General features: G+C 72.1%; 16 protein-coding genes and 1 pseudogene. 7 read left to right on the top strand and 10 right to left on the bottom strand.

Features of this window, described 5'->3' with window-relative positions; genetic code table 11:
• Nucleotides 1-54: 54 nt before the first annotated feature.
• The 6 genes from EDD54_RS07890 to pgi all read right to left on the bottom strand — a co-directional run bounded on the left by EDD54_RS07890 (nucleotide 55) and on the right by pgi (nucleotide 9,632).
• Nucleotides 55-2,358 (bottom strand): xanthine dehydrogenase family protein molybdopterin-binding subunit, encoded by a 2,304-nt coding sequence (locus EDD54_RS07890; protein WP_126541590.1) that lies wholly within the window; start codon nucleotides 2,356-2,358, stop codon nucleotides 55-57.
• A 266-nt stretch (nucleotides 2,359-2,624) separates the two neighbouring features.
• Nucleotides 2,625-3,659, bottom strand: coding sequence for a phytanoyl-CoA dioxygenase family protein (locus EDD54_RS07885; RefSeq protein WP_126541591.1), 1,035 nt, complete (start codon nucleotides 3,657-3,659; stop codon nucleotides 2,625-2,627).
• 93 nt (nucleotides 3,660-3,752) lie between these two features.
• Complete coding sequence (edd, locus tag EDD54_RS07880; protein WP_126541592.1) at nucleotides 3,753-5,567, bottom strand: phosphogluconate dehydratase; 1,815 nt, start codon at nucleotides 5,565-5,567, stop codon at nucleotides 3,753-3,755.
• A 52-nt stretch (nucleotides 5,568-5,619) separates the two neighbouring features.
• Entirely contained in the window at nucleotides 5,620-6,309 is a 690-nt protein-coding gene (pgl, locus tag EDD54_RS07875; protein ID WP_126541593.1) for a 6-phosphogluconolactonase, read from the bottom strand.
• Between the two features lie 65 nt (nucleotides 6,310-6,374).
• Complete coding sequence (gene zwf, locus EDD54_RS07870) at nucleotides 6,375-7,853, bottom strand: glucose-6-phosphate dehydrogenase (protein WP_126541594.1); 1,479 nt, start codon at nucleotides 7,851-7,853, stop codon at nucleotides 6,375-6,377.
• 141 nt (nucleotides 7,854-7,994) lie between these two features.
• Nucleotides 7,995-9,632 (bottom strand): glucose-6-phosphate isomerase, encoded by a 1,638-nt coding sequence (pgi, locus tag EDD54_RS07865; protein ID WP_126541595.1) that lies wholly within the window; start codon nucleotides 9,630-9,632, stop codon nucleotides 7,995-7,997.
• A gap of 213 nt (nucleotides 9,633-9,845) precedes the next feature.
• Here pgi and EDD54_RS07860 point away from each other — a divergent pair, with 213 nt between their 5' ends.
• The 3 genes and pseudogenes from EDD54_RS07860 to EDD54_RS07850 all read left to right on the top strand — a co-directional run bounded on the left by EDD54_RS07860 (nucleotide 9,846) and on the right by EDD54_RS07850 (nucleotide 12,930).
• Complete coding sequence (locus EDD54_RS07860; RefSeq protein ID WP_126541974.1) at nucleotides 9,846-10,658, top strand: UDP-2,3-diacylglucosamine diphosphatase; 813 nt, start codon at nucleotides 9,846-9,848, stop codon at nucleotides 10,656-10,658.
• Nucleotides 10,655-11,662, top strand: a pseudogene (locus EDD54_RS07855) (glycosyltransferase family 4 protein); the annotation flags it as partial. The gene EDD54_RS07860 and the pseudogene EDD54_RS07855, both read left to right, overlap by 4 nt.
• 284 nt (nucleotides 11,663-11,946) lie before the next feature.
• A complete protein-coding gene (locus EDD54_RS07850; RefSeq protein ID WP_126541597.1) occupies nucleotides 11,947-12,930 on the top strand; it encodes a threonine ammonia-lyase in 984 nt (327 codons plus the stop codon).
• On the opposite strand, the gene EDD54_RS07845 is transcribed toward EDD54_RS07850, so the two are convergent.
• Both EDD54_RS07845 and EDD54_RS07840 read right to left on the bottom strand, forming a co-directional pair.
• Nucleotides 12,911-13,450, bottom strand: a complete 540-nt coding sequence (locus EDD54_RS07845; protein WP_126541598.1) for a GNAT family N-acetyltransferase — start codon at nucleotides 13,448-13,450, stop codon at nucleotides 12,911-12,913. The two genes, EDD54_RS07850 and EDD54_RS07845, sit on opposite strands and share 20 nt — an antisense overlap.
• 56 nt (nucleotides 13,451-13,506) lie before the next feature.
• The gene (locus tag EDD54_RS07840; protein ID WP_126541599.1) at nucleotides 13,507-14,679 is read right to left on the bottom strand and encodes a protein phosphatase CheZ; all 1,173 of its coding nucleotides are present in this window, start codon (nucleotides 14,677-14,679) and stop codon (nucleotides 13,507-13,509) included.
• 152 nt (nucleotides 14,680-14,831) lie between these two features.
• Between EDD54_RS07840 and EDD54_RS07835 the strand changes: the two genes are divergently transcribed.
• The gene (locus EDD54_RS07835; protein ID WP_126541600.1) at nucleotides 14,832-16,004 is read left to right on the top strand and encodes an MFS transporter; all 1,173 of its coding nucleotides are present in this window, start codon (nucleotides 14,832-14,834) and stop codon (nucleotides 16,002-16,004) included.
• 3 nt (nucleotides 16,005-16,007) lie between these two features.
• Here EDD54_RS07835 and dgcA read toward each other — a convergent pair whose 3' ends face one another.
• Together dgcA and dgcN are read right to left on the bottom strand one after the other, a co-directional pair.
• Nucleotides 16,008-16,988 carry an N-acetyl-D-Glu racemase DgcA gene (dgcA, locus tag EDD54_RS07830; protein ID WP_126541601.1) on the bottom strand — a complete coding sequence of 327 codons (981 nt, stop codon included), beginning with the start codon at nucleotides 16,986-16,988 and terminating at the stop codon, nucleotides 16,008-16,010.
• Nucleotides 16,985-17,995 (bottom strand): N-acetyltransferase DgcN, encoded by a 1,011-nt coding sequence (gene dgcN / locus EDD54_RS23175; protein WP_126541602.1) that lies wholly within the window; start codon nucleotides 17,993-17,995, stop codon nucleotides 16,985-16,987. The genes dgcA and dgcN overlap by 4 nt, the downstream gene beginning before the upstream one ends.
• A 179-nt stretch (nucleotides 17,996-18,174) precedes the next feature.
• Between dgcN and EDD54_RS07820 the strand changes: the two genes are divergently transcribed.
• The 3 genes from EDD54_RS07820 to EDD54_RS07810 are packed head-to-tail and all read left to right on the top strand — an operon-like array spanning nucleotide 18,175 to nucleotide 21,808.
• The gene (locus EDD54_RS07820; protein WP_126541603.1) at nucleotides 18,175-19,332 is read left to right on the top strand and encodes an ABC transporter permease; all 1,158 of its coding nucleotides are present in this window, start codon (nucleotides 18,175-18,177) and stop codon (nucleotides 19,330-19,332) included.
• A complete protein-coding gene (locus EDD54_RS07815) occupies nucleotides 19,329-20,141 on the top strand; it encodes an ABC transporter ATP-binding protein (RefSeq protein ID WP_126541604.1) in 813 nt (270 codons plus the stop codon). The genes EDD54_RS07820 and EDD54_RS07815 overlap by 4 nt, the downstream gene beginning before the upstream one ends.
• An 8-nt stretch (nucleotides 20,142-20,149) precedes the next feature.
• A complete protein-coding gene (locus EDD54_RS07810; protein ID WP_126541605.1) occupies nucleotides 20,150-21,808 on the top strand; it encodes an MlaD family protein in 1,659 nt (552 codons plus the stop codon).
• Nucleotides 21,809-21,814 lie beyond the last annotated feature (6 nt).

Here is a 21,814-nt window from a genome sequence, read left to right as displayed (position 1 = left end):
AGAGGCCCCGGGGACGCTCGTCCCCGGGGCCTTTTCTCGTCTCGCGTCGGGCGGTCAAGCCGCCGCGATGGCGGCCCAGAGACGCGCCGGGGTCGCCGGCATGTCGACGTGGCGGATGCCGCAGCCGTGGTCGAGGGCGTCGACGACGGCGTTCATCACGGCCGGCAGGGCGCCGACGGTGCCGGCCTCGCCCGCGCCCTTGATGCCGAGCATGTTGGTGGTGGACGGCACGTTGCGGGTCTCGAAGGCGATCGGCGCCATGTCGTCGGCGCGCGGCATGCAGTAGTCGAGGAAGGTCGCGGTCAGGAGCTGGCCCTCGGCGTCGTAGACCGTGTGCTCGAGCAGCGCCTGCCCGACCGACTGCACCACGCCGCCGTGGACCTGTCCGGCGAGCAGCACCGGGTTCACCGTGACGCCGAAGTCGTCGACGATGGTGTAGCCGACCACCTTGGCGACACCGGTCTCCGGGTCGATCTCGACCTCGCAGACGTGGGTGCCGTTCGGATAGGTGCACTCCTCCTGGACGAACTCGCCGTGGGCCTCGAGCTTCTCCTTGTCGGGGGCCGCGGCCGCGACCTCGACCAGCGTCATGGCCCGGTCGGTGCCGACGACCCGGGCCGCGCCCTCGACGAGCTCGATGTCGGCCGCGGAGGCCTCGAGCCGGTCGGCGGCGATCTCCTTGATCTGCTGGGCGAGCAGCTTCGAGGCGATCTCGACCGAGGCGGCGCCGAGCGGGATCGAGCGCGAACCGCCGGTGCCCTCGCCCTTGCGGACGCGGTCGGTGTCGCCCTGGACGGTCTCGATCTTCGAGACGTCGAGGCCGACGTGGGCTGCGATGACCTGGGCGTAGGCGGTGGCGTGGCCCTGGCCGTTGGTCTGCGTGCCGATGAAGAGCGTCGCGCTGCCGTCGTCGTTGAGGACGAGGTTGGCCTCCTCGGAGCCCGGGAAGGCGCAGGCCTCGACGTAGCTGGCGAGGCCGAGGCCGCGCCACAGGCCCTTCTCGGCCGAGGCGGCGCGGCGGGCGGGGAAGCCGGCGAGGTCGGCACGCTCGACCGCGCGGTCGAGGTGGCCGGAGAACTCGCCGGTGTCGTAGAGCCGGCCGGTCAGGGTGCGGTAGGGCAACTGGTCCGGGCGGATGAAGTTGCGGCGACGGATCTCGAGCGGGCCGAGCCCGGTCTCGCGGCCGGCGAGGTCGACGATGCGCTCGATCGCGTAGGCGGCCTCGGGGCGGCCGGCGCCGCGGTAGGCGTCGACCGGGGTGGTGTTGGTGTAGACGCCGCGCACGCGCACGTGCATCGCGCCGATGTCGTAGAGGCCAGGCGTCATCGAGACGCCGCCGTGCGGGATGTAGGGCCCGAACTGGTGCAGATAGGCGCCCATGGCGGCGACGAGGTCGACGCGGACGGCGAGGAAGCGGGCGTCGGCGTCGAGGGCGAGCTCGATGGTGGTGACGTTGTCGCGGCCGTGGGCGTCGATGACGAAGTGGTCGTTACGCTCGGCGACCCACTTGACCGGCGCGCCGAGCGCCTCGGCCGCCTTCAGGACCAGCGGATATTCGCCGTAGACGAAGGTCTTGGTGCCGAAGCCGCCGCCGACGTCGGGCGTGACGACGCGCAGGCGCGCCGGATCGATGCCGAGCATCTTCTTGGCGACGAGGTCGCGGATCGAGTGGCCGCCCTGGGTCGAGGCGGTCAGGGTGTAGCGGCCGGTGGCGGGGTCGTATTCGCCGATGGCCGCGCGCGTCTCCATGTAGTTGGCGACGACGCGGTTGTTGACGAGGTCGAGCCGGACGACCTTGGCGGCCTTGGCGAAGGCGGCGTCGGTGGCGGCGGCGTCGCCGCTGCCGAGTTCGAAGGCGAGGTTGCTGCCGCGCTCCGGCCAGACCAGCGCGGCGTCGGGCGCGAGGGCGGCGGCGGTGTCGACCACGGCCGGCAGGCCGTCGTAGTCGACGGCGATCGCCTCGATGGCGTCGCGGGCGGCGGCGACGCTGTCGGCGACCACGAAGGCGATCGGGTCGCCGACGTGGCGGACGACGCCCTTGGCGAGCACGGGATGCTCCGGCGGCTCGACCTTGGTGCCGTCGACCTGCCGCGGCCGCGCCTCGCAGGGCAGGCCGGCGACGTCGGCGATGTCCTCGGCGGTCCAGATCAGCCGGACGCCCGGCAGGGCGCGCGCGTCGTCGAGCCCGGAGACGGTGAAGCGGGCGTGGGCCATGGCGGCGCGCAGCACCAGGGCGTGGAGCGTGCCCGGCGGCGTCACGTCCGAGGTGTAACGGCCCCGGCCGGTGATCAGCGGGGCGTCCTCGCGGCGGAGGACGGACGCGCCGATGCCGAACTTGAGCGGAGCGGAAGCGTTCATGTCGGGACCTTCGGGGAGGGGGCGGGGGGATGGAACGAAAGGTGCGTTCGCCGCGCACTATAGAAGATGCGAGCCGCCCTGCCACCCCCGCCGTCGCGTCCGACGTTCCACCGCGACCGCTCCGGCCTTCGCCGACGCTCGTACCCGTCTCGCAAAGTTCCGACTGGCCGGGACCTTACGAGGTCTCGGCCTCTCGGCCGGCGCCCGGTCGGGCGCTTCTCGCCCGCGAAGCTCCGACCACGGGTCGAAGCTTCGCGAACTCGGCATCAGAGATGCGCGGGCGAATCCGCCGTGACCTCGCCGACCGGCTTCCAGACCCGGCCGCGGCCTGTCAGCCGCGCCTGTGCGTCGGTCCAGCCGAGATAGAGGTCGAGCTGGCGGGCGGAAACACCGGGCAGGGCGCGCACGCCCGGCCATGCGAAGGGCGAGAAGGGCGCGAGCCTGAGATAGGCGTGCAGCTCCATCCGGAGCGTCGGCTTCGGGCTCGGCGTGCGGGCGTGGAAGCCGAAGGTGTCGGCGATGACGAGCGTGTTGGCGCGCACGGTCATCACCCGCGGTTCGGGAAAGCCCATGGCGGCGAGTTCGTCGGGGCGGACGCGGAAGGAACCGTGGGCGTGGTGGAGCCGTGGATCGTCGCGCGCGGTCAGGCTGGTGCGGTATTCCCAGTCGAGCCGGGCCGGCGTCAGCCGGTGCGAGCCGGGGACGTAGCGGAACGGGCCGTCGTCGGGGCCGACGTCCTGCAGGAACAGCCACATCTTGGCGGTGGGGTGGAAGGTGTCGGCGTGGACGTCGCACTGCGGGTCGGGCCGGCCGCGGCCGGGCTCGGCGATCACGGTCTGCACGAACCAGACCGGCGGGCCGGCGGTCGAGGCGGCGTAGCGGATGGCGGCGCCGATCTCACGGTCGCGGACGACGCCGCGCACCTCGGGCAGGCGGGCGAGCACGGAGGGCCCGAGCGGGATCATCCGCGTCACCGTCTCGCCCTGGCGCATCTCGCGGGCGGGCAGGGCGGTGGTGCGCAGGCTCGCCACCATGCGGGCGAAGACGTCGTCGGGCAGGTAGTTCTCGACGACGACGAAGCCGTTCTCGTCGAACTGGCGGCGGTGCTCGGGCGCGACGCGGGAGGCGATCGCGGCGCGGCGCCGCTCGGCCATGCGCCAGGCGAGCGCCACGCGCTCGCGGTGCAGGCCGCGGGCGTTGAGGCCGGGATCGCCGATCAGCGGATTGGCCCGGAACGACTTGGACGTGCCGGCGAGGCCCCACAGCCAGAGCGGGGCCTTGAGCCAGTCGGCGGTCTTCATGGTGGCGCCCCCGTCCGAACGGGCCGGCCGTTCGGCCGGCCGCAGCCCCTCGGATCGGATGCTATCCCGGGATCGCCGCCACCGGAAGGGCGCTCAGAACACCGACGCGCCTTCCTCGGCGGGGCCGACGGCGCGGCGGAAGGGGGCGAAGAGCTCGCGGCCGATGCCCCACTCGTTGTCGGAGAGGTCGACGACGACGGGGCTGCGGGCGTCCCAGTCGGCGGGATCGACCAGCACCTCGAGCCGGCCGGCGACGGCGTCGAGGCGGACGACGTCGCCGTCGCGGATGCGGGCGATCGGGCCGCCGTCGACGGCCTCGGGGGTGACGTGGATCGCGGCCGGCACCTTGCCGGAGGCGCCGGACATGCGGCCATCGGTGACGAGGGCGACGCGGAAGCCGCGGTCCTGGAGCACGCCGAGCGGCGGCGTCAGCTTGTGCAACTCCGGCATGCCGTTGGCCTTCGGACCCTGGAAGCGGATCACGGCGACGAAGTCGCGCTCGAGTTCGCCGCGCTTGAAGGCCGTCTGCAGCGCCTCCTGGCTGTGGAACACGATCGCCGGGGCCTCGACGACGTGGCGGTCCGGCTTGACGGCCGACGTCTTGATGACGGCGCGGCCGAGGTTGCCGTCGAGGACCTTGAGTCCGCCGGTCGCCTGGAACGGGGTCGCGGCCGGGCGCAGCACCTTGTCGTCGTGGCTGGTGCCGGCGGCCGCGCGCCAGACGACGCCGCCGGCCTCGTCGAGCACCGGCTCGCTGCGGTAGCCGGTGAGGCCCTCGCCCCAGACAGTGGTGACGTCCTCGTGCAGGAGGCCCTCGTCGAGCAGGGTCGAAATCAGGAAGCCCATGCCGCCGGCGGCGTGGAAGTGGTTCACGTCGGCGAGGCCGTTGGGGTAGACGCGGGCGACCAGCGGGGTGACGTCGGAGAGGTCGGAGAAGTCGTCCCAGGTCAGGCGGATGCCGGCGGCCTTGGCCATGGCGACGAGGTGGAGCGTGTGGTTGGTCGAGCCGCCGGTGGCGTGCAGGCCGATCACGCCGTTGACGATCGCCTTCTCGTCGACGATGCGGCCGATCGGGGTGAAGGCGTTGCCGGAGGCGGAGATGGCGAGGGCGCGCTTGGCGGCCTCCTTCGTCAGCGCGTCGCGCAGCGGCGTGTTCGGGTTGACGAAGCTCGCGCCCGGCAGGTGGAGACCCATGATCTCCATCAGCATCTGGTTGGAATTGGCGGTGCCGTAGAAGGTGCAGGTGCCCGGCCCGTGGTAGGACGCGCTCTCGCTCTCGAGCAGTTCCTTCCGGCCGACCTTGCCCTCGGCGTAGAGCTGGCGGATCCGCGCCTTCTCGTCGTTGGGCAGGCCGGAGGTCATCGGCCCGGCCGGCACGAACACCGCCGGCAGGTGGCTGAAGGTGACGGCGGCCATCAGGAGACCCGGCACGATCTTGTCGCAGACGCCGAGGTAGACGGCGGCGTCGAACATGTCGTGGCTGAGGGCGACCGCGGTCGCCATGGCGATGGCGTCGCGCGAGAACAGGCTCATCTCCATGCCGACGGCGCCCTGGGTGACGCCGTCGCACATGGCCGGCACGCCGCCGGCGACCTGGGCGACCGCGCCGGCCTCGCGGGCGGCGGCGCGGATCAGGTCGGGGAAGCGCTCGAACGGCTGGTGGGCCGAGAGCATGTCATTGTAGGCGGTGACGATGGCGAGGTTCGGCACCACGTCGCCGGAAAGGGCGGCCTTGTCGGAGGGCCCGCAGGCCGCGAAGCCGTGGGCGAGGTTGGCGCAGCCGAACTTGGCGCGGCGCACGCCCTTCTCGATCTGCTTCTCCATGCGATCGAGATAGCGCTGGCGGCCGTCCCGGGAGCGGCGGACGATGCGTTCGGTGACTTCGCCGATGCGGGCGTGGAGGGTCATGTCGGTCTCCTCGGAGAAACGCCGCGGCGCCCCGCGGCCGGCGAAAGGATGGTCAGCCGCACCAGAACACGGCGGGGGGATGCGCGGCCCGCAGCACGGCGCGGACCGGCATCTCGGCGACGTCGTCGCCGGCGCGGGCGGCGTCGAGCACGGCCATCTTGCCGTCGCCCTCCACATGGATCGCGACCCGGTCGGCGGCGAGCAGCAGCGGCAGCGTCAGCGTGATGCGCGGCTCGCCGGCGCCGGGGGCGCGCATCGGCAGAACCGGGGCGGTGCCGGCGGGGTCGAGCGCCTCGGCGAGGCGGTCGCCGCCGGGAAAGAACGAGGCGGTGTGGCCGTCGTCGCCCATGCCGAGCACCACGGCGGCGAAGGGATGCGGCAGGTCGGCGATCGCGGCGGAGACGGCGGCAAGGCCGTCCTCGGGCGTCGGTACCGGCCGCCACAGCGGCACGAACTCGGCGGCGCCGGCGGGGCCGTGCAAGAGGTGGCGGCGCACCAGGGCGGCGTTGGAGCGCGGCGAGTCCTCGTCGACCCAGCGCTCGTCGACCAGGGTGACGACGACGTCGGACCACGGCAACCGCTCGCCGGCGAGCGCCTCGAAGAAGCGCGTCGGCGTGCGCCCGCCGGAGACGGCTAGGGCGGCCTTGCCGTCGCGGCGGATGCGGTGCTCGAGCGCGTCCGCCACGAAGCGGGCGAGCGCGCTCGCCAGGTCGTCGCGGCCGGTGAAGCTCCTGAGTTCCATGCCTCGAGTCCTTCCCGTGTCGGCCGGGTCCGCCCCTGAAGGGGCGGGCGCCGGCGTCGCCATCGTCAGAACGTGTCCTCGTGCCAGGTGCGACCGTCGCGCTCGATCAGGGCGATGGCGGCCGACGGGCCCCAGGTGCCGGCGGTGTAGCCGCGCGGGGTGTCGCGGCTCTCGCCCCAGGCCTCGAGGATCGGGTCGATCCAGGTCCACGCCGCCTCGACCTCGTCGCGGTGCATGAACAGCGTGGCGTTGCCGCGCACGACGTCGAGCAGCAGGCGCTCGTAGGCGTCGGGATTGCGGACCTTGAACGCGTCGGCGAAGCTCATGTCGAGCGGCACGCGGGTGAGGCGCATGCCGCCGGGGCCGGGATCCTTGATCATCAGCTGCAGCTTGACGCCCTCGTCGGGCTGCAGGCGGATGACGAGTTCGTTGGCCGCGAGAGCGCCGGCGGCGTCGTCGAAGATCGAGTGCGGCACCGGCTTGAAGCGCACCACCACCTCCGACATGCGCTTGGCGAGGCGCTTGCCGGTGCGGAGATAGAAGGGCACGCCGGCCCAGCGCCAGTTCTCGACCTCCACCTTCAGCGCCACGAAGGTCTCGGTGCGGCTCTCGCCATCGGTGATCTCCGAGAGGTAGCCGGGGACGGCACCGGTCGGCGAGGCGCCGGCGCGATATTGGCCGCGCACGGTGGCGGTGTCGGCGTTGCGGGCGGTGATCGGCTTCAGCGCCTTCAACACCTTGAGCTTCTCGCCGCGCACGGCGCCGGCCTCGAGGTTGGCCGGCGGCTCCATGGCGACGAGGCAGAGCAGCTGCAGGATGTGGTTCTGCACCATGTCGCGCAGGGCGCCGGAATGGTCGTAGTAGTCGCCGCGGCCCTCGACGCCGACCGTCTCGGCGACGGTGATCTGGACATGGTCGACGTGGGCGGAGTTCCAGAGCGGCTCGAACAGGGCGTTGGCGAAGCGCAGCGCCATCAGGTTCTGCACCGTCTCCTTACCGAGATAATGGTCGATGCGGTAGATCTGGTCCTCGTGAAAGATCTTGCCGATCTCGTCGTTGATCGCCCTGGCCGACGCGAGGTCCTTGCCGAGCGGCTTCTCGACGACCACGCGCGTCCTGTCGGTGATCAGGCCGAATTCCTTGATGCGCTCGGAGATCGGGCCGAACAGGTCGGGGCCGGTGGCGAGGTAGAAGGCGCGCACCCGGTGCCGACCCTCGTCGAGGGTGGCGGCGAGCGTCGTCCAACCGTCAGACGAGGTCGCGTCGGCGGCGACGTAGTAGAGGCGGGCGAGGAACTTCTCCATGACCGCCGGGTCGAGTTCGTCGGCCCTGACGTAGCTGGTCAGGGCGGCGCGGACGTCGTCGCGGTATTCGGCGTCGGCCTTGTCGCGGCGCGACACGCCGATGATGCGCGCCTCGTCCGGCAGCTGGCCGTCGAGCTCGCGATGGTAGAGCGCCGGCAGCAGCTTGCGCCGCGCCAGGTCGCCCGTGCCGCCGAAGACGACGTAGTCGAAGGGATCCACCACGATGATGCGGCTGGTCATCTCTCGTTCCCGTTCAGTGCCGTGGACCCGCGATCCCCGCGGCCGTCGGCGCGACCCACCCCGTGGCCCGCCCGGGGGCGAACCGTCGAACCCGTGCTCGCACGGTTATTTTTGAATTCCGAAATAAATCGATCCGCAGTTTCACGCAAGGGCCCTGAAGGCCGCGACGAGGCCGCGGGTCGAGCCGTCCTGGTCGGCGCCGACCTCCGCCTCGCCCTTGACGACCGGCAGCAGGCGCGTTGCAAGTTCCTTGCCGAGTTCGACGCCCCACTGGTCGTAGGAGTTGATCCCCCAGATGGTGCCCTGCACGAACACCTTGTGCTCGTAGAGCGCGATCAGGCGACCGAGGGTGCGGGGATCGAGGGTGCGGTAGAGGAGGGTATTGGTCGGCCGGTTGCCGGGGAACACCTTGTGCGGGGCGAGGGCGGCGATCTCCGCCTCCGACTTGCCGGCCTTGCGCAATTCGGCGGCGGCCTCGTCCAGCGTCTTGCCGCGCATCAGCGCCTCGGTCTGGGCGAGGGCGTTGGCGACCAGCTTGGCGTGGTGGTCCGACAGCCGTTCGTGCGGCACCGCGGCGACCAGGAAGTCGGCGGGGATGACGTCGGTGCCCTGGTGGATCAGCTGGTAGAAGGCGTGCTGGCCGTTGGTGCCCGGCTCGCCCCAGACGATCGGCCCGGTCGCGCGCGGCACCGGGGCGCCGTCGACGGTGACGCCCTTGCCGTTCGATTCCATGTCGAGCTGCTGCAGATAGGCCGGGAAGCGGGCGAGCCGCTGGTCGTAGGGCAGCACGGCGTGGGTCGAGAAGCCGAGGACGTTGCGGTACCAGACGCCGAGCAGCGCCATCACCACCGGCATGTTCTCGGCGAGCGGGGCGGTGCGGAAGTGGACGTCCATCTCGTGGGCGCCGGCGAGGAAGGCCTCGAAGTTGTCGAAGCCGACCGCGATCGCCACCGGCAGGCCGATCGCCGACCAGACCGAATAGCGCCCGCCGACCCAGTCCCAGAAGCCGAAGGCGCGCGAGACGTCGATGCCGAAGGCGGCGACCTTGTCGAGCGCCGTCGAGACCGCGCAGAAATGGGCGCCGACGGCGGCCTCGCCGAGGGCGTCGCGGATCCAGGCCCGCGCCGTCGCGGCGTTGGTCATGGTCTCTGAGGTGGTGAAGGTCTTGGACGCCACCACGAACAGCGTCGTCGCCGGATCGAGGCCGGCGAGGGTGTCGTGGATATGGGCGCCGTCGACGTTGGAGACGTAGTGCAGGCGCGGGCCACCGTTGGCATAGGGCGCGAGCGCCAGCGTCGCCATCACCGGGCCGAGGTCCGAGCCGCCGATGCCGATGTTGACGACGTCGGTGAAGCGGGCGCCGCTCGCGGCGGCGATCGCGCCGAAGCGCACGCCCTCGGCGAACACGCGCATCCGCGCAAGCACCTCTGCGACGTCGGGCATCACGTCGCGGCCGTCGACGACGACCGGCGCGCCGGAGCGGTTGCGCAGCGCGGTGTGCAGCACGGCGCGCTTCTCGGTGACGTTGACGATCGCGCCGGCGAACATGGCGTCGCGGCGTTCCTCGACCTTGGCGGCGCGGGCGAGTTCGACCAGGAGGTCCATCGTCGCGACGTCGACGCGGTTCTTGGAATAGTCGAGCAGCATGTCGTCGAGCCGGACCTGGAAACGCTCGAAGCGACCAGCGTCCTCGGCGAACAGCGTGCGGAGCGGGCGGTCCGCGAAGCTGGCGGCATGGTCTGCGAGGCGCTGGAAGATCGCGTCGACGTCGGCGGTCATCAGGTGTCTCCGGTTCACGGGCGCGCGGATCATATTGGCCTAAAGGCTTAGTGGCTAGTGCCGCGGCGCGGCGACGACCCCCCGCGGCATCCGGATTCCGCAGGGAAATCCGCCGCGGCCGGGACGGCACGTCACAAAACTGAGACCGGACTCGGACACGGTGCCGCGCAAATCGATCCCCAGATGGCGGCCCGGCCGCAGCGGTTGGTGAAGATGACCGACGACGTCTCCGCCGAACATCGGCACTATCGAACGCTGTTCCTGTCGGACATCCATCTCGGCACCCGCGGCTGCCAGGCGGAACTGCTGCTCGACTTCATGCGCTTCAACGACGCCGAGACGATCTACCTCGTCGGCGACATCGTCGACGGCTGGCGGCTCCGGCGGTCGTGGTACTGGAGCCAGGCCCACAACGACGTGGTCCAGAAGCTGCTGCGCAAGGGCCGCAAGGGGGCGCGGATCGTCTATCTGCCGGGCAACCACGACGAGTTCCTGCGCGGCTATCTCGGCACCCATTTCGGCGGCGTCGACGTGGTCGACACCTGCATCCACGAGACCGCCGACGGCCGGCGCCTGCTGATCATCCACGGCGACCAGTTCGACGTGGTGGTGCGCCACGCCAAGTGGCTGGCCCATCTCGGCGACTGGGCCTACGTCGCGGCGCTCAACGTCAACACCGCCGTCAACAAGGCCCGCCGCTTCCTCGGCTTTCCCTACTGGTCGCTGTCGGCCTGGGCCAAGCTGAAGGTGAAGAACGCGGTGAACTTCATCGGCGCCTTCGAGCAGGCGCTGTCCGGCGAGGCGCGGCGGCAGGGCGCCGACGGCGTCGTCTGCGGACACATCCACCACGCCGCGCTGCGCGAGATCGACGGCATCGCCTACGTCAACACCGGCGACTGGGTGGAGAGCTGCACCGCGGTCGCCGAGCACCACGACGGCCGCCTCGAAATCATCCGCTGGACGCGCCTCGCCGAGGAGCGCGCCGGCCTGCCGGCCCTCGCCGCACCGCGGGCCGCCGCCGAATGACGCGGATCACCATCGTCACGGACGCCTGGCACCCGCAGGTCAACGGCGTCGTCCGCTCGATCGAGAACACCAACGCGGAACTCGCGCGCCTCGGTGCGTCGGTCGCCATGGTGACGCCCGACCTGTTCCGCACCATGCCGTGCCCGACCTATCCGGAGATCCGCCTCGCGCTCGCCGGCTACCGCACGGTGGCGCGCGAGATCGAGAAGAGCCAGCCGTCCTACGTCCACATCGCCACCGAGGGACCGCTCGGCCTGAAGGCGCGCAAGTGGTGCATGCGCCACGGCATGGCCTTCACGACCAGCTACCACACCCGCTTCCCGGAATACGTCTCGGCGCGGCTGCCGATCCCCGCGTCCTGGCTCTACGCCCTGGTCCGCCGCTTCCACAACGCCGGCGCCGGCTGCATGGTGGCGACCGACACGCTGGAGCGCGACCTGACCGCCCGCGGCTTCCACACGCTGATGCGCTGGTCGCGCGGCATCGACGCCGACCTGTTCCGGCCCCGCCCGCGCACCGAGAGCGTGTTCGACCTGCCGCGGCCGATCTTCATGAACGTCGGCCGCGTCTCGGTGGAGAAGAACCTCGAGGCCTTCCTGGCGCTCGACCTGCCGGGCTCCAAGGTGGTGGTCGGCGACGGTCCGCAGCGCGAGAGCCTGGAGCGGCGCTTCCCCAAGGTGCACTTCGCCGGCGCCCGCTTCGGCGAGGAACTCGCCCGCGCCTACGCCTCGGCCGACGTCTTCGTGTTCCCCTCGCGCACCGACACCTTCGGCAACGTCATCCTGGAGGCGCTCGCCTGCGGCGTACCGGTGGCGGCCTATCCGGTGATGGGGCCGCTCGACATCATCGGTTCGGCCCCGGTCGGCGCCCTCGACGACGACTTGCGCGCCGCCTGCCTCCGTGCCCTCGACGTCTCGCGCGACGAGGCCCGCCGTTTCGCCCTGCGCTATTCCTGGGAGGGCGCGGCGCGCCAGTTCCTCACCAACGTGCGGATCGCGAACGGCGAGAAACTGGAGGAAGAGGTCCCGGCCTGAGAGTGGGCAACGGTCCTTCTCCCCTTGCGGGAGAAGGTGGCCCGGAGGGCCGGATGAGGGGGATGCGAGGCGTTTCCCGGCCGTCGCCCGTCCCGAAGTCCATCGTCCGCCGCCGGTGGTTCCCCCTCATCCGCCGGCTGGCGCCGGCACCTTCTCCCGCGAGGGGAGAAGGGTCCCACGGCCCGCGGCCTTGCCAAGCGGGGCGGGGCCGACCACGATCCGGCTCCAATCACGGACCCGAGGGAATCCCCGCCATGACCGCCGCCCCGAGCTTCGCCGACGTCCGGGCCGCCGCCGACCGCATCCATGCAGAGGCGGTGCGCACACCGCTCCTGCCGGTGACGCTGCCATCCGGGGGGCTCGCCTTCGTGAAGTGCGAGAACCTGCAGCGCACCGGCTCGTTCAAGTTCCGCGGCGCGTTCAACCGGCTGTCGATGATCCCGCCGGAGGCGCGCGCCGCCGGCGTCGTCGCCTGCTCCTCCGGCAACCACGCCCAGGGCGTCGCCGAGGCGGCGCGGATCCTCGGCATGCCCGCGACCATCGTGATGCCGAAGGACGCGCCGGCGACCAAGGTGCGGCGCACGCGCGGCTTCGGCGCCGAGGTCGTCCTCTACGACCGCCATACCGAGGACCGCGAGGCGATCGCCAACGCCATCGCGGCGCGCACCGGCGCCACCTTCGTGCATCCGTTCGACGACGCCGGGGTGATCGCGGGGCAGGGTACCATCGGCCTCGAGATCGCCGAGGACTGCGCCCAGCGCGGCCTTAAGCCGGACGCGGTGCTGGTCTGCACCTCCGGCGGCGGCCTCGTCGCCGGCATCGCCACGGCGCTCGCCGAACTCTCGCCGGAGACGGCCGTGCACACCGTGGAGCCCGCCGGCTTCGACGACTACGCCCGCTCGCTCGCCGCCGGCGAGCGGCTGCGCAACGCCTCGCTCGGGGGCTCGGTCTGCGACGCGCTGATGTCGAACGTGCCCGGCGCGATCAGCTTCTCGGTCGGCACGCGGCGGCTGTCGCCGGGTGTCGTGGTCACCGACGACGAGGCGCTCGCCGCCGTCGCCTTCGCGGCGCGCGAGTTGAAGCTGGTGGTCGAGCCGGGCGGGGCGGTGGCGCTGGCGGCGCTGCTCTCCGGCAAGGTCGAGACCGCCGGCCGCATCGTGGTGGCGGTGCTGTCCGGCGGCAACGTCGACGACGCCATGCTCGCGCGCGCCCTCGCGCTCACGGCGCCGGACGCCTGAGCACCGCCACGGTCGCACCCTTGTAGGCGGTCGTTCCGGTGTCGACGAAGCCGTGGCGGCGGGCGATCCGCAGCGAGGCCTCGTTCTCCGGCTCGACGATGCAGGCGAGGCCGCGGCCGAGCGCGCCGTCGGCCCAGCCGAGCAGGGCCCCGACCGCCTCGGCGCCGTAGCCGCGGCCGTGCCAGCCGGCGCCGAGCACCCAGCCGGCCTCCGGGGTGTCGCCGAGCGGCGGGTCGATCGCGCGGTTGAAGTCGGCGATGCCGACGTCGCCGACATAGGCGCCGGTGGCGCGGTCCTCGACGGCGAAGTAGCCGTAGCCGAGCAGGTGCCAGAGCCCGGCGTAGCGCAGCAGCCGGCCCCAGGTCTCCTCCGGGGTCGAGGGCTGGCCGCCGACGTGGCGGACGACGACCGGATCGGACCAGACCGCCTGCATGGCGGTGTGGTCGGACGCGCGGTGGGGGCGCAGGCGCAGCCGTTCGGTCTCGACGACCGGGGCGCCGGTGAGGCGGGAACGATTCATCGGACGAAACTAGCGCTCTCGACGCGCGGCCGGAAGCCGGTTCGCCGGGCTGCGCTTCAGGTGAAGTGGGCCTGACGCTCGGCCTTGGTCATGCGCTCGAAGGGATCGTCGGAGGCCGGCGCGGGCTCCGGGCGGCGGCCGGTCGCGGCGGCGGCGACATCCTTCAGGGTGCCGATCGCCTCTTCCATCGCTTCGGCGGCGCGCGCCATGGCGGCGACGGCCTCGGGATCCTCGTCGGCCGATTCCTCGGAGGCCTCGGGTTTCTCGGCGAAGGACCCGGTTTCCTCGGGAGCCGCGACTTCGACGGTGTCCGCCTCCGCTTCGACCGGTGCCCAGACGACGTCGTCGTAGTCGACGTCGTCGGCGGCGAGCGGCTCGTCCGCGGTGGTGGCGTCGACTTTCTCGAAGGCGACGTCCTCGTCGGCGGGGGCCGGGCCCTCGACCAGCGCGAAGTCGATCTCGGCCGCGGGGGCCTCGTCGGCGACGGCGGCCGGCGCCGCCGGACCGTCGAACATCAGGTCGTCGACGCGGTTCTGGTCCATGCCCTGGCCGGCGAGCTGCGGGCCGTTGAGCAGATGGGCATCGGGGCGGGTGTCGAGCACCGGGCCGTGGTCGGGCTGGGCCTCGGAGGTCTTCTGCACCTCCGACTCGTCCATGCCCCAGATCGAGATCATGCTGTCGATGCGGTGCTCGAGGTAGCGCAGCACGTGCACCACCTTCTGCGTCCGCTGGCCGGTCAGGTCCTGGAACGAGCAGGCCATGTAGATCGTGGTCGTCAGCGTCTCGACCTCGGCGCAGACGGCCTCCTCGACGCCGGCCTCGCGCATGGTCCAGGCGATCTCCTGGATCTTCTCGGCCGCCGACAGGATGTCGCCGGTGGCCGCCTCGGTCTGCTCGACGATGGCGTCGAGCTCGTTCGAGGCGCGGTCGAAGCGGCTGCCCTCGCTGCCGTCGAGCTTGATCTGGGCGATCTCGAGCTTGGTGCGCTCGATCGCGTCCTTCATCTCGGCGATGTCGAGGCGGATGCGGTCGGCGTCGGGGCGGCGCTCGCGCTTCAGGATGCGCTTCAGGCCGGCGACGGCGTCGAGCACCTGGGCGGTGTCGGCGTTGCGGTTGCGCCGGGCGTATTCGGCCAGGAACCAGCGGCCCTTCTCCGTCTCCATGACGGCGGCTTCGATGGCCTGGTAGTCGGCTTCGCGCAGCGGGGCCGGAACCGGCAGGTCGCTCATGGTCTCGACGCCCGTAACGTGTTAGTCGCTGCCGACACGCACCCGCCGCGGGACGTCGATCGATCGATCACCGCACGCCCCCCAACGGCCGCTGATTCGTCCGCGATGATCGCGGATGATTCTTATCGATCAGTGTATAACGAGCCCCTGCCGTGTCCATCGCCGTCTGCCGGCCGAAGCCCTCCGCGGCGATGTCGGCCTTCTTCGCCGCCGCCTTTTTCGTCAACGGCGTGGTGATCCCGTTCTTCCCCGTCGTGCTGACCGCGCGGGGGCTCTCGGCCGGCGACGTCGCCCTGGTGCTCGGCTTGCCGTATCTGCTGCGCCTCGTCTCGCTGCCGCTGGTGACCCGGCTCGCCGACCGGGCGGGCGACCGCCGCCGCGTCGTCGCGGCCGTCTGCGGCCTCGTGCTCGCGCTCGGCCTCGCCTTCCTGCCGCTCGCCGGACGGCTCGCCGTGATCGGTACCGCGACGGCGGTGCTGGTGCTGCTGTTCTGCATCGGCCCGCTCGCCGACGCGGTGGCGCTGTCGCTGGAACGGCGCGGCGCCGGCGTCTACGGGCGGATGCGGCTGTGGGGGTCGGCGAGCTTCATCCTGGGCAATCTCGCCGGCGGCGCCGTGCTGCACCGCGGCGGTGCCGACGCGGTCTATCTCCTGATGCTCGCGGGCTTCGCGATCGCGCTCGCCGCCACCGCCGTCCTGCCGCCGCCCGGACCGCTCCCGAAGCCGGCGACGGCGGCGGCGGCCGGCATCGTGCGCCGGCCGGCCTTCGTCGCGGTGCTGGTCGCCGGCGCGCTGATGCAGGCGAGCCACGCCGGCCTCTACGGCTTCGCCACGCTGACCTGGCGCCAGCGCGGCTTCGGCGACGACCTGATCGGCGCCTTCTGGGCGATCGGGGTCGTCGCCGAGATCGTGCTGTTCGCGCTGGCGCACCGCATCCCGGCCCGCGTGTCGCCGGTGATGCTGCTGGTCGGCTGCGGGCTCGTCGGGGTGCTGCGCTGGGCGCTCTTCACGATCGACACCGACGCGGCGACCACCGCGGCGGCGCAACTCCTCCACGCCGGCACCTTCGCGCTCGGCCACTACGGCACCATGCGCTTCATCCGCGAAATGGTGCCGGAGGAACGCGCGGCCTCGGCGCAGGGGCTCTACGGCACCGCGGTCGGCGTCGGCATGGCCGCGGCGACGGCGGTGGCCGGCCGGCTGTGGGAGCGCTTCGGCGACGACGGCTTCCTCGGCATGTCCGCCTTCGCCGGCGCCGGCGTGGTGATCCTGGTGCTGGCGCGCACGCGGATCGGCCGTCTCGGCGGCACGCCGGCGGCGGCGTGAGCCTCAGCCCCAGAGGTCGGGGGAGGGCGGCAGCACGGTGGAGCCGTCGTAGACGAGGCCGGGTGCGCGGTCGCGGGCGAGGAGCAGCGGACCGTCGAGGTCGACCCAGCGGGCGCGGCCGGCGATCAGCAGCGCCGGCGCCATGGCGAGCGAGGTCGCCAGCATGCAGCCGACCATGACGGCGAGCCCGGCGGCCTCGGCCGCGTGCACCATCGCCACCGCCTCGGTGATCCCGCCGGTCTTGTCGAGCTTGACGTTGACGGCGTCGTAGAGCCGGGCGAGCCGCGGTACGTCGGCGCTGGTGTGGGCACTCTCGTCGGCGCAGACGGGCACCGGCCGGGCCATGCCGGCGAGGGCGTCGTCGGCGCCGGCGGGCAGCGGCTGCTCGATCAGCGAGACCCCGGCCTCGACGCAGGCGGCCATCATCGCGGGGAAGCTCTCCGGCGACCAGCCCTCGTTGGCGTCGACGATCAGCCGGCTCGCCGGGGCGCCGGCCCGGACGGCGCGTAGGCGCTCGACGTCGCCGGCGCCGCCGAGCTTGATCTTGAGCAGCGGCCGATCGGCCGCCGCGGCCGCGGCCGCGCGCATGGCCTCGGGCTCGGCGAGCGAGAGCGTGTAGGCCGTCGTCACCGGGCCGGGCGACGAGAGGCCCAGGAGGTGCGCGGCGGGGGTGCCGGTGCGCTTGGCCTCGAGGTCGAGGAGGGCGCAGTCGACGGCATTGCGGGCCGCGCCGGCCGGCATCAGCCGGGCGAGCGTCGCGCGGTCGACGCCGCCCTCGATCGCCTGGCGGTGGCGCTCGATCTCGGCGACGACACCCTCGACGCTCTCGCCGTAGCGGGCGTATGGCACGCATTCGCCGCGCCCGACGGCGCCGGCTTCGGCGAGGGTGGCGAGCACGACGACCGATTCGGTCTTCGAGCCGCGGGCGATGGTGAAGGCGCCGCGGATCGGGAAGCGCTCGACCGTGACGTCGAGCCGCCTCACGACGGGAACTCCGCAACCAGGCGCTCGACGATCGGCCCGACGCCGAAGCGTACCGGATCGACCGCCGGCAGGGCGTATTCGGCCGCGAGGGCGTCGAGTGCGGCGCGGGCGTCGGCCTCGGCGAGGGCGGCGGTGTTGACCGCGATGCCGACGCAGCGGATCGCCGGGTTGGTGAGCCGGCCACAGGCGACGGTGAGGTCGATCACCTCGGCGATGGTCGGCAGCGGATGGGCGACGCCGCGCATCGTCCGCCGGGTCGGCTCGTGGCAGACCACGAACGCGTCCGGTTGGGCGCCGTGCAGGAGCCCGAGGGTGACGCCGGCGAAGGAGGGGTGGAACAACGAGCCCTGGCCCTCGACCACGTCCCAATGGGCGGGATCGGCGGCGGGCGTCAGCCATTCGGCGGCGCCGGCGATGAAGTCGGCGACGACCGCGTCGATGGCGACGCCGCGGCCGGAGATGAACACGCCGGTCTGGCCGGTGGCGCGGAAATCGGCGTCGAGGCCGCGGGCGCGCATCTCGGCCTCGAGGGCGAGGGCGGTGTACTTCTTGCCGACCGAGCAGTCGGTGCCGACGGTGAGGATGCGCCGGCCGGGCCGCTTCACGCCCTTGCCGGTGGCGAATCGCTCGCCGGAATGGCGGACGTCGAACAGCCGGCGGCCGTGGGCCTCGGCGGCGGCGCGGATGTCGGGGTCGTCGCCGAGGCGCATGTGCAGGCCGCTGGCGACGTCCATGCCGGCCTCGATGGCGGCGACGATCGAGGCGACCCAGTGGCGCGGCAGGATGCCGCCGGCGTTGACGGCGCCGACGACGAAAGTGCGGGCGCCGGCGGCCACCGCTTCGGCGACGGTCATGTCGGGGAGGCCGGTGTCGGCGTTGCAGCCGGGAAGGCGCATCTGGCCGACGCACCAGTCGCGGCGCCAGTCGACGATGCCGGCGGCGGTCTTGGCGGCGAGCGCGTCCGGGACGTCGCCGAGGAAGAGGAGATACGGGCGCTCGATCTGCATCCTCGGTACAACTCCGGAACCGCGTTCCGACCTGAAGCGTTTGCGCAACGGCTCGGCCGAAAGCGACGCAGCGGCGGGCCGATGCGTTGCCGCGGCGCGGCAGGCGGTCGAAAATCACGCCGTCCGAGGGTACTTGGCGAACGGGGCGGCCCGCAAGGCCGCGAGAAAGCGGACGGTCGATGACGAGTGACAGCGTGGGGACCGCGGCGGCGAGCGGAACGGCGGCGGCGACGGCCGAGGCCGGCGGCGCCGGCACGCTCGTCCGCCTCGAGGGCCGCTGGACGATCGACGCCGCGGCGGCGGCGGCGCGCGCGCTCGAATCGGCGCTGCCCGGCGACGGGCGCGTCGTCATCGACGGCTCCGGCATCGACCGGATCGACACCGCCGGCGCCTTCCTGGTCGAGCAGGCGCGCCGGCGCGTCGCCGCGGCGGGGCGGGCGGTGACGCTCGACGGCTTCTCCGACAACGCGCGGACGCTGATCGCGGCGGTCGAGAAGACCGGGCTCTCCGAGCCGGCGCCGGCGAAACCGGGCAATTTCGTCGTCGGATTCCTGGCCCGGGTCGGCCGGCAGGCCGCCGAGATCGTCGCCGACGGCGTGCGCGTGCTCGACACCCTCGGCGAGTTCGCGGTGGCGAGCTTCGCGATGCTGACGTGGCGCCGGCGGATGCGCTGGCCGGCTTTCGTCAACCATCTCGACCGCACCGCGCTGCAGGCGGTGCCGATCGTGGCGCTGATGAGCTTCCTGATCGGCATGATCATCGCCCAGCAGGGCGGCTTCTACTTCCGCACCTACGGCGCCGAACTCTTCGTCGTCGACCTCGTCGGCATCCTGGTCTGCCGCGAGATCGGCGTGCTCCTGACCGCGATCATGGTGGCGGGCCGCTCCGGCTCGGCCTTCACGGCCGAGATCGGCTCGATGAAGATGCGCGAGGAGATCGACGCGCTGACCGTGCTCGGCGTCTCGCCGGTCGACGTGCTGGTGGTGCCGCGGCTCTTGGCGCTGGTGGTGGCGCTGCCGATCCTGACGCTGGTCGCCGACCTCGCCTCGCTGGCGGGGGCGTGGGTGGTGGTGACCTTCTACATCGGCATTCCGAGCGACACCTTCTTCCAGCGCCTGCAGCAGGCGATGACGCCGACCTATTTCATGATCGGCATCGTCAAGGCGCCGTTCATGGCGCTGGTGGTCGGGCTGATGGCCTGCGTCGAGGGCATGAAGGTGCAGGGTTCGGCCGAATCGCTCGGCAGCCACACGACGTCGTCGGTGGTGAAGGCGATCTTCATGGTGATCGTCATGGACGGCGTCTTCGCCATGTTCTTCGCGGCGCTCGGCATATGAGCGACGTGGCGCTCCCGGCCCCCGGCCCTGCTGCCGACGGCGGCGACGACCGCGAGGCGGTGATCCGCGCCCGCGGCCTCACCGTCGGTTTCGGCGACAAGCTGATCCTCGAGAACCTCGACCTCGACGTCCGCCGCGGCGAGATCCTCGGCGTGGTCGGCGGCTCGGGCACCGGCAAGTCGGTGCTCCTGCGCACCATCATCGGCCTCAACCGCCGCCGCGCCGGCACCGTCGAGGTGTTCGGCCGCGACCTCGGCACGGCGAGCGCCGCCGAGCGCAGCGCCATCGGGCAGCGCTGGGGCGTGCTATTCCAGCAGGGCGCGCTGTTCTCCTCGCTGACGGTGGCGCAGAACGTCGGCGTGCCGATCCGCGAACACCTCGACCTGCCGTCGGCACTCGTCGACGACTTCGCCCGGCTGAAGATCGAACTGGTCGGCCTGCCCGCCGACGCCGCCGACAAGTATCCGGCCGAGCTCTCCGGCGGCATGATCAAGCGCGCCTCGCTCGCCCGCGCCCTCGCGCTCGACCCCGAGATCGTGTTCCTCGACGAGCCGACCGCCGGCCTCGACCCGATCGGTGCGGCCGACTTCGACCGGCTGATCCTGGAGCTCAGGGCGACGCTCGGGCTCACCGTGTTCATGGTCACCCACGACCTCGACAGCTTGGTCGAGATCACCGACCGCATCGCCGTGCTCGGCAACCGCAAGGTCCTCGTCGACGGCACCTTCGCGGAACTGAAGCGCGTCGATCACCCGTGGGTGAACGCCTATTTCAACGGCCCCCGCGCCGAACGGCTGAAGATCGGGTAGGAAGCGTCATGGAGACACGTGCCAACTATGCCGCGATCGGCCTGTTCATCCTCGTCGCGCTGATGACGGGGCTCGGCTTCCTCTATTGGCTGACCAACGCCGGCCAGCGCGCCCAGCAGGCGGAGATCCGCGTCGTCTTCGCCGGCGCGGTCACCGGCCTCAACACCGGGTCGGCGGTGCTGTTCAACGGCATCAAGATCGGCGAGGTCGCCGACCTCTCGCTCGACGAGAAGGACCCGAACACGGTGGTGGCGATGATCCGGGTCGACCGGACCAAGCCGATCCGCGTCGACACCCGGGCGGTGCTGTCCTACCAGGGCCTGACCGGCGTCGCCAACCTCCAGCTCGAGGGCGGCTCGCGCAACGCGCCGATGCTGCTGGAATCGGTCAAGGGCGGCGGCATCCCGACCATCCAGGCCGAGGTCTCGCCGTTCCAGGACATCCTCGAGAGCGCCAAGAACGTGCTCAACCGCGCCGACAGCGCAATGGAGGCGATCGACGACTTCATCAAGGAGAACGGCCCGGCCTTCAACCGCACCGTCAACAACGTCGAGACCTTCTCCAAGGCGCTCGCCGACAACGCCGGTGCGATCGACGACGCCCTCGCCGGCATCGCCGACGCCGGCAATGCCATCGGCGGCATCGCCGACGACCTGAAGGGCACCGCCAAGCGCGCCGAGGAGATCCTGAACGCGGTCGATCCGGCGCGGGTCGCGGCGATCGTCGAGGAGGTCAACCGCTCGTCCGAACGGCTCGACAAGCTGCTGGCGCGCGCCGAGGAAGTGGTCGGCGGCATCGACCCGGCCAAGGTCAACGGCGTGATGGACGGCCTCGCCGAGGCCTCGCGCGGCCTGAACGAAACGATCCAGCGGGCCCGCGACGTCGTCGCGGCGGTCGACCCGCAGGCGGTCGACCGGCTGGTGACCAACCTCGACCAGGGCGTCCAGCGCGTCTCGGCCGCCGCCGACAAGGCCGACCGGCTGCTCGCTTCGGTCGACAGCGAGAAGGTGCAGAAGATCGTCGACGACGTCGGCACCGCGACGCGCAACATCGCCGACGCCTCGGGCACGATCACCGGCGTGATCTCGTCGGCGCAGTCGACGCTCGGCAAGGTCGGCGAGGTGGTCGGCGCGGTCGATCCGGCCAAGGTGCGCTCGACGGTCGACGACGTCTCCGGCTTCGCCGCCAGCCTGTCCGGCTACGAGCCGGAGATCGACGGCATCCTCGCCGACGTCCGCTCGGCGACCGGCAGCCTGAAGCGGCTCGGCGAGACGGTGGACGCGCGCAACCGCGACGTCGACATCGCGATCACCGACGCGCGCAACCTCGTCGCCCAGCTGAACGGCATCGCGACGCGCACCGACGGCATCCTGCGCAAGGTCGACGGCTACGTCGAGGGCGACGGCCAGGGCCTGATCAAGCAGGCGACCGACACGCTGGCCTCGATCCGATCGGTGGCCGAGACGCTGAACGCGCGGATCGGGCCGATCACCGACAACGTCGCCAAGTTCACCGATCGCGGCCTCGGCAGCTACACCCAGCTCGCCGAGGACGGCCGCCGCGCCCTGCAGCGGCTCGACCGCGTGCTGTCGGGCATCGAGCGCAATCCCCAGCAGTTCATCTTCGGCGGCGAGGGCGTGCCCGAATACGCCCCGCGCCGCCGCTGACGAGAG

This window comes from Oharaeibacter diazotrophicus (assembly GCF_004362745.1).
GTDB lineage: Bacteria > Pseudomonadota > Alphaproteobacteria > Rhizobiales > Pleomorphomonadaceae > Oharaeibacter > Oharaeibacter diazotrophicus.
The sequence above is the reverse complement of the archived record's forward strand: the minus strand, read 5'-3'. Positions and strand labels throughout refer to the sequence as shown.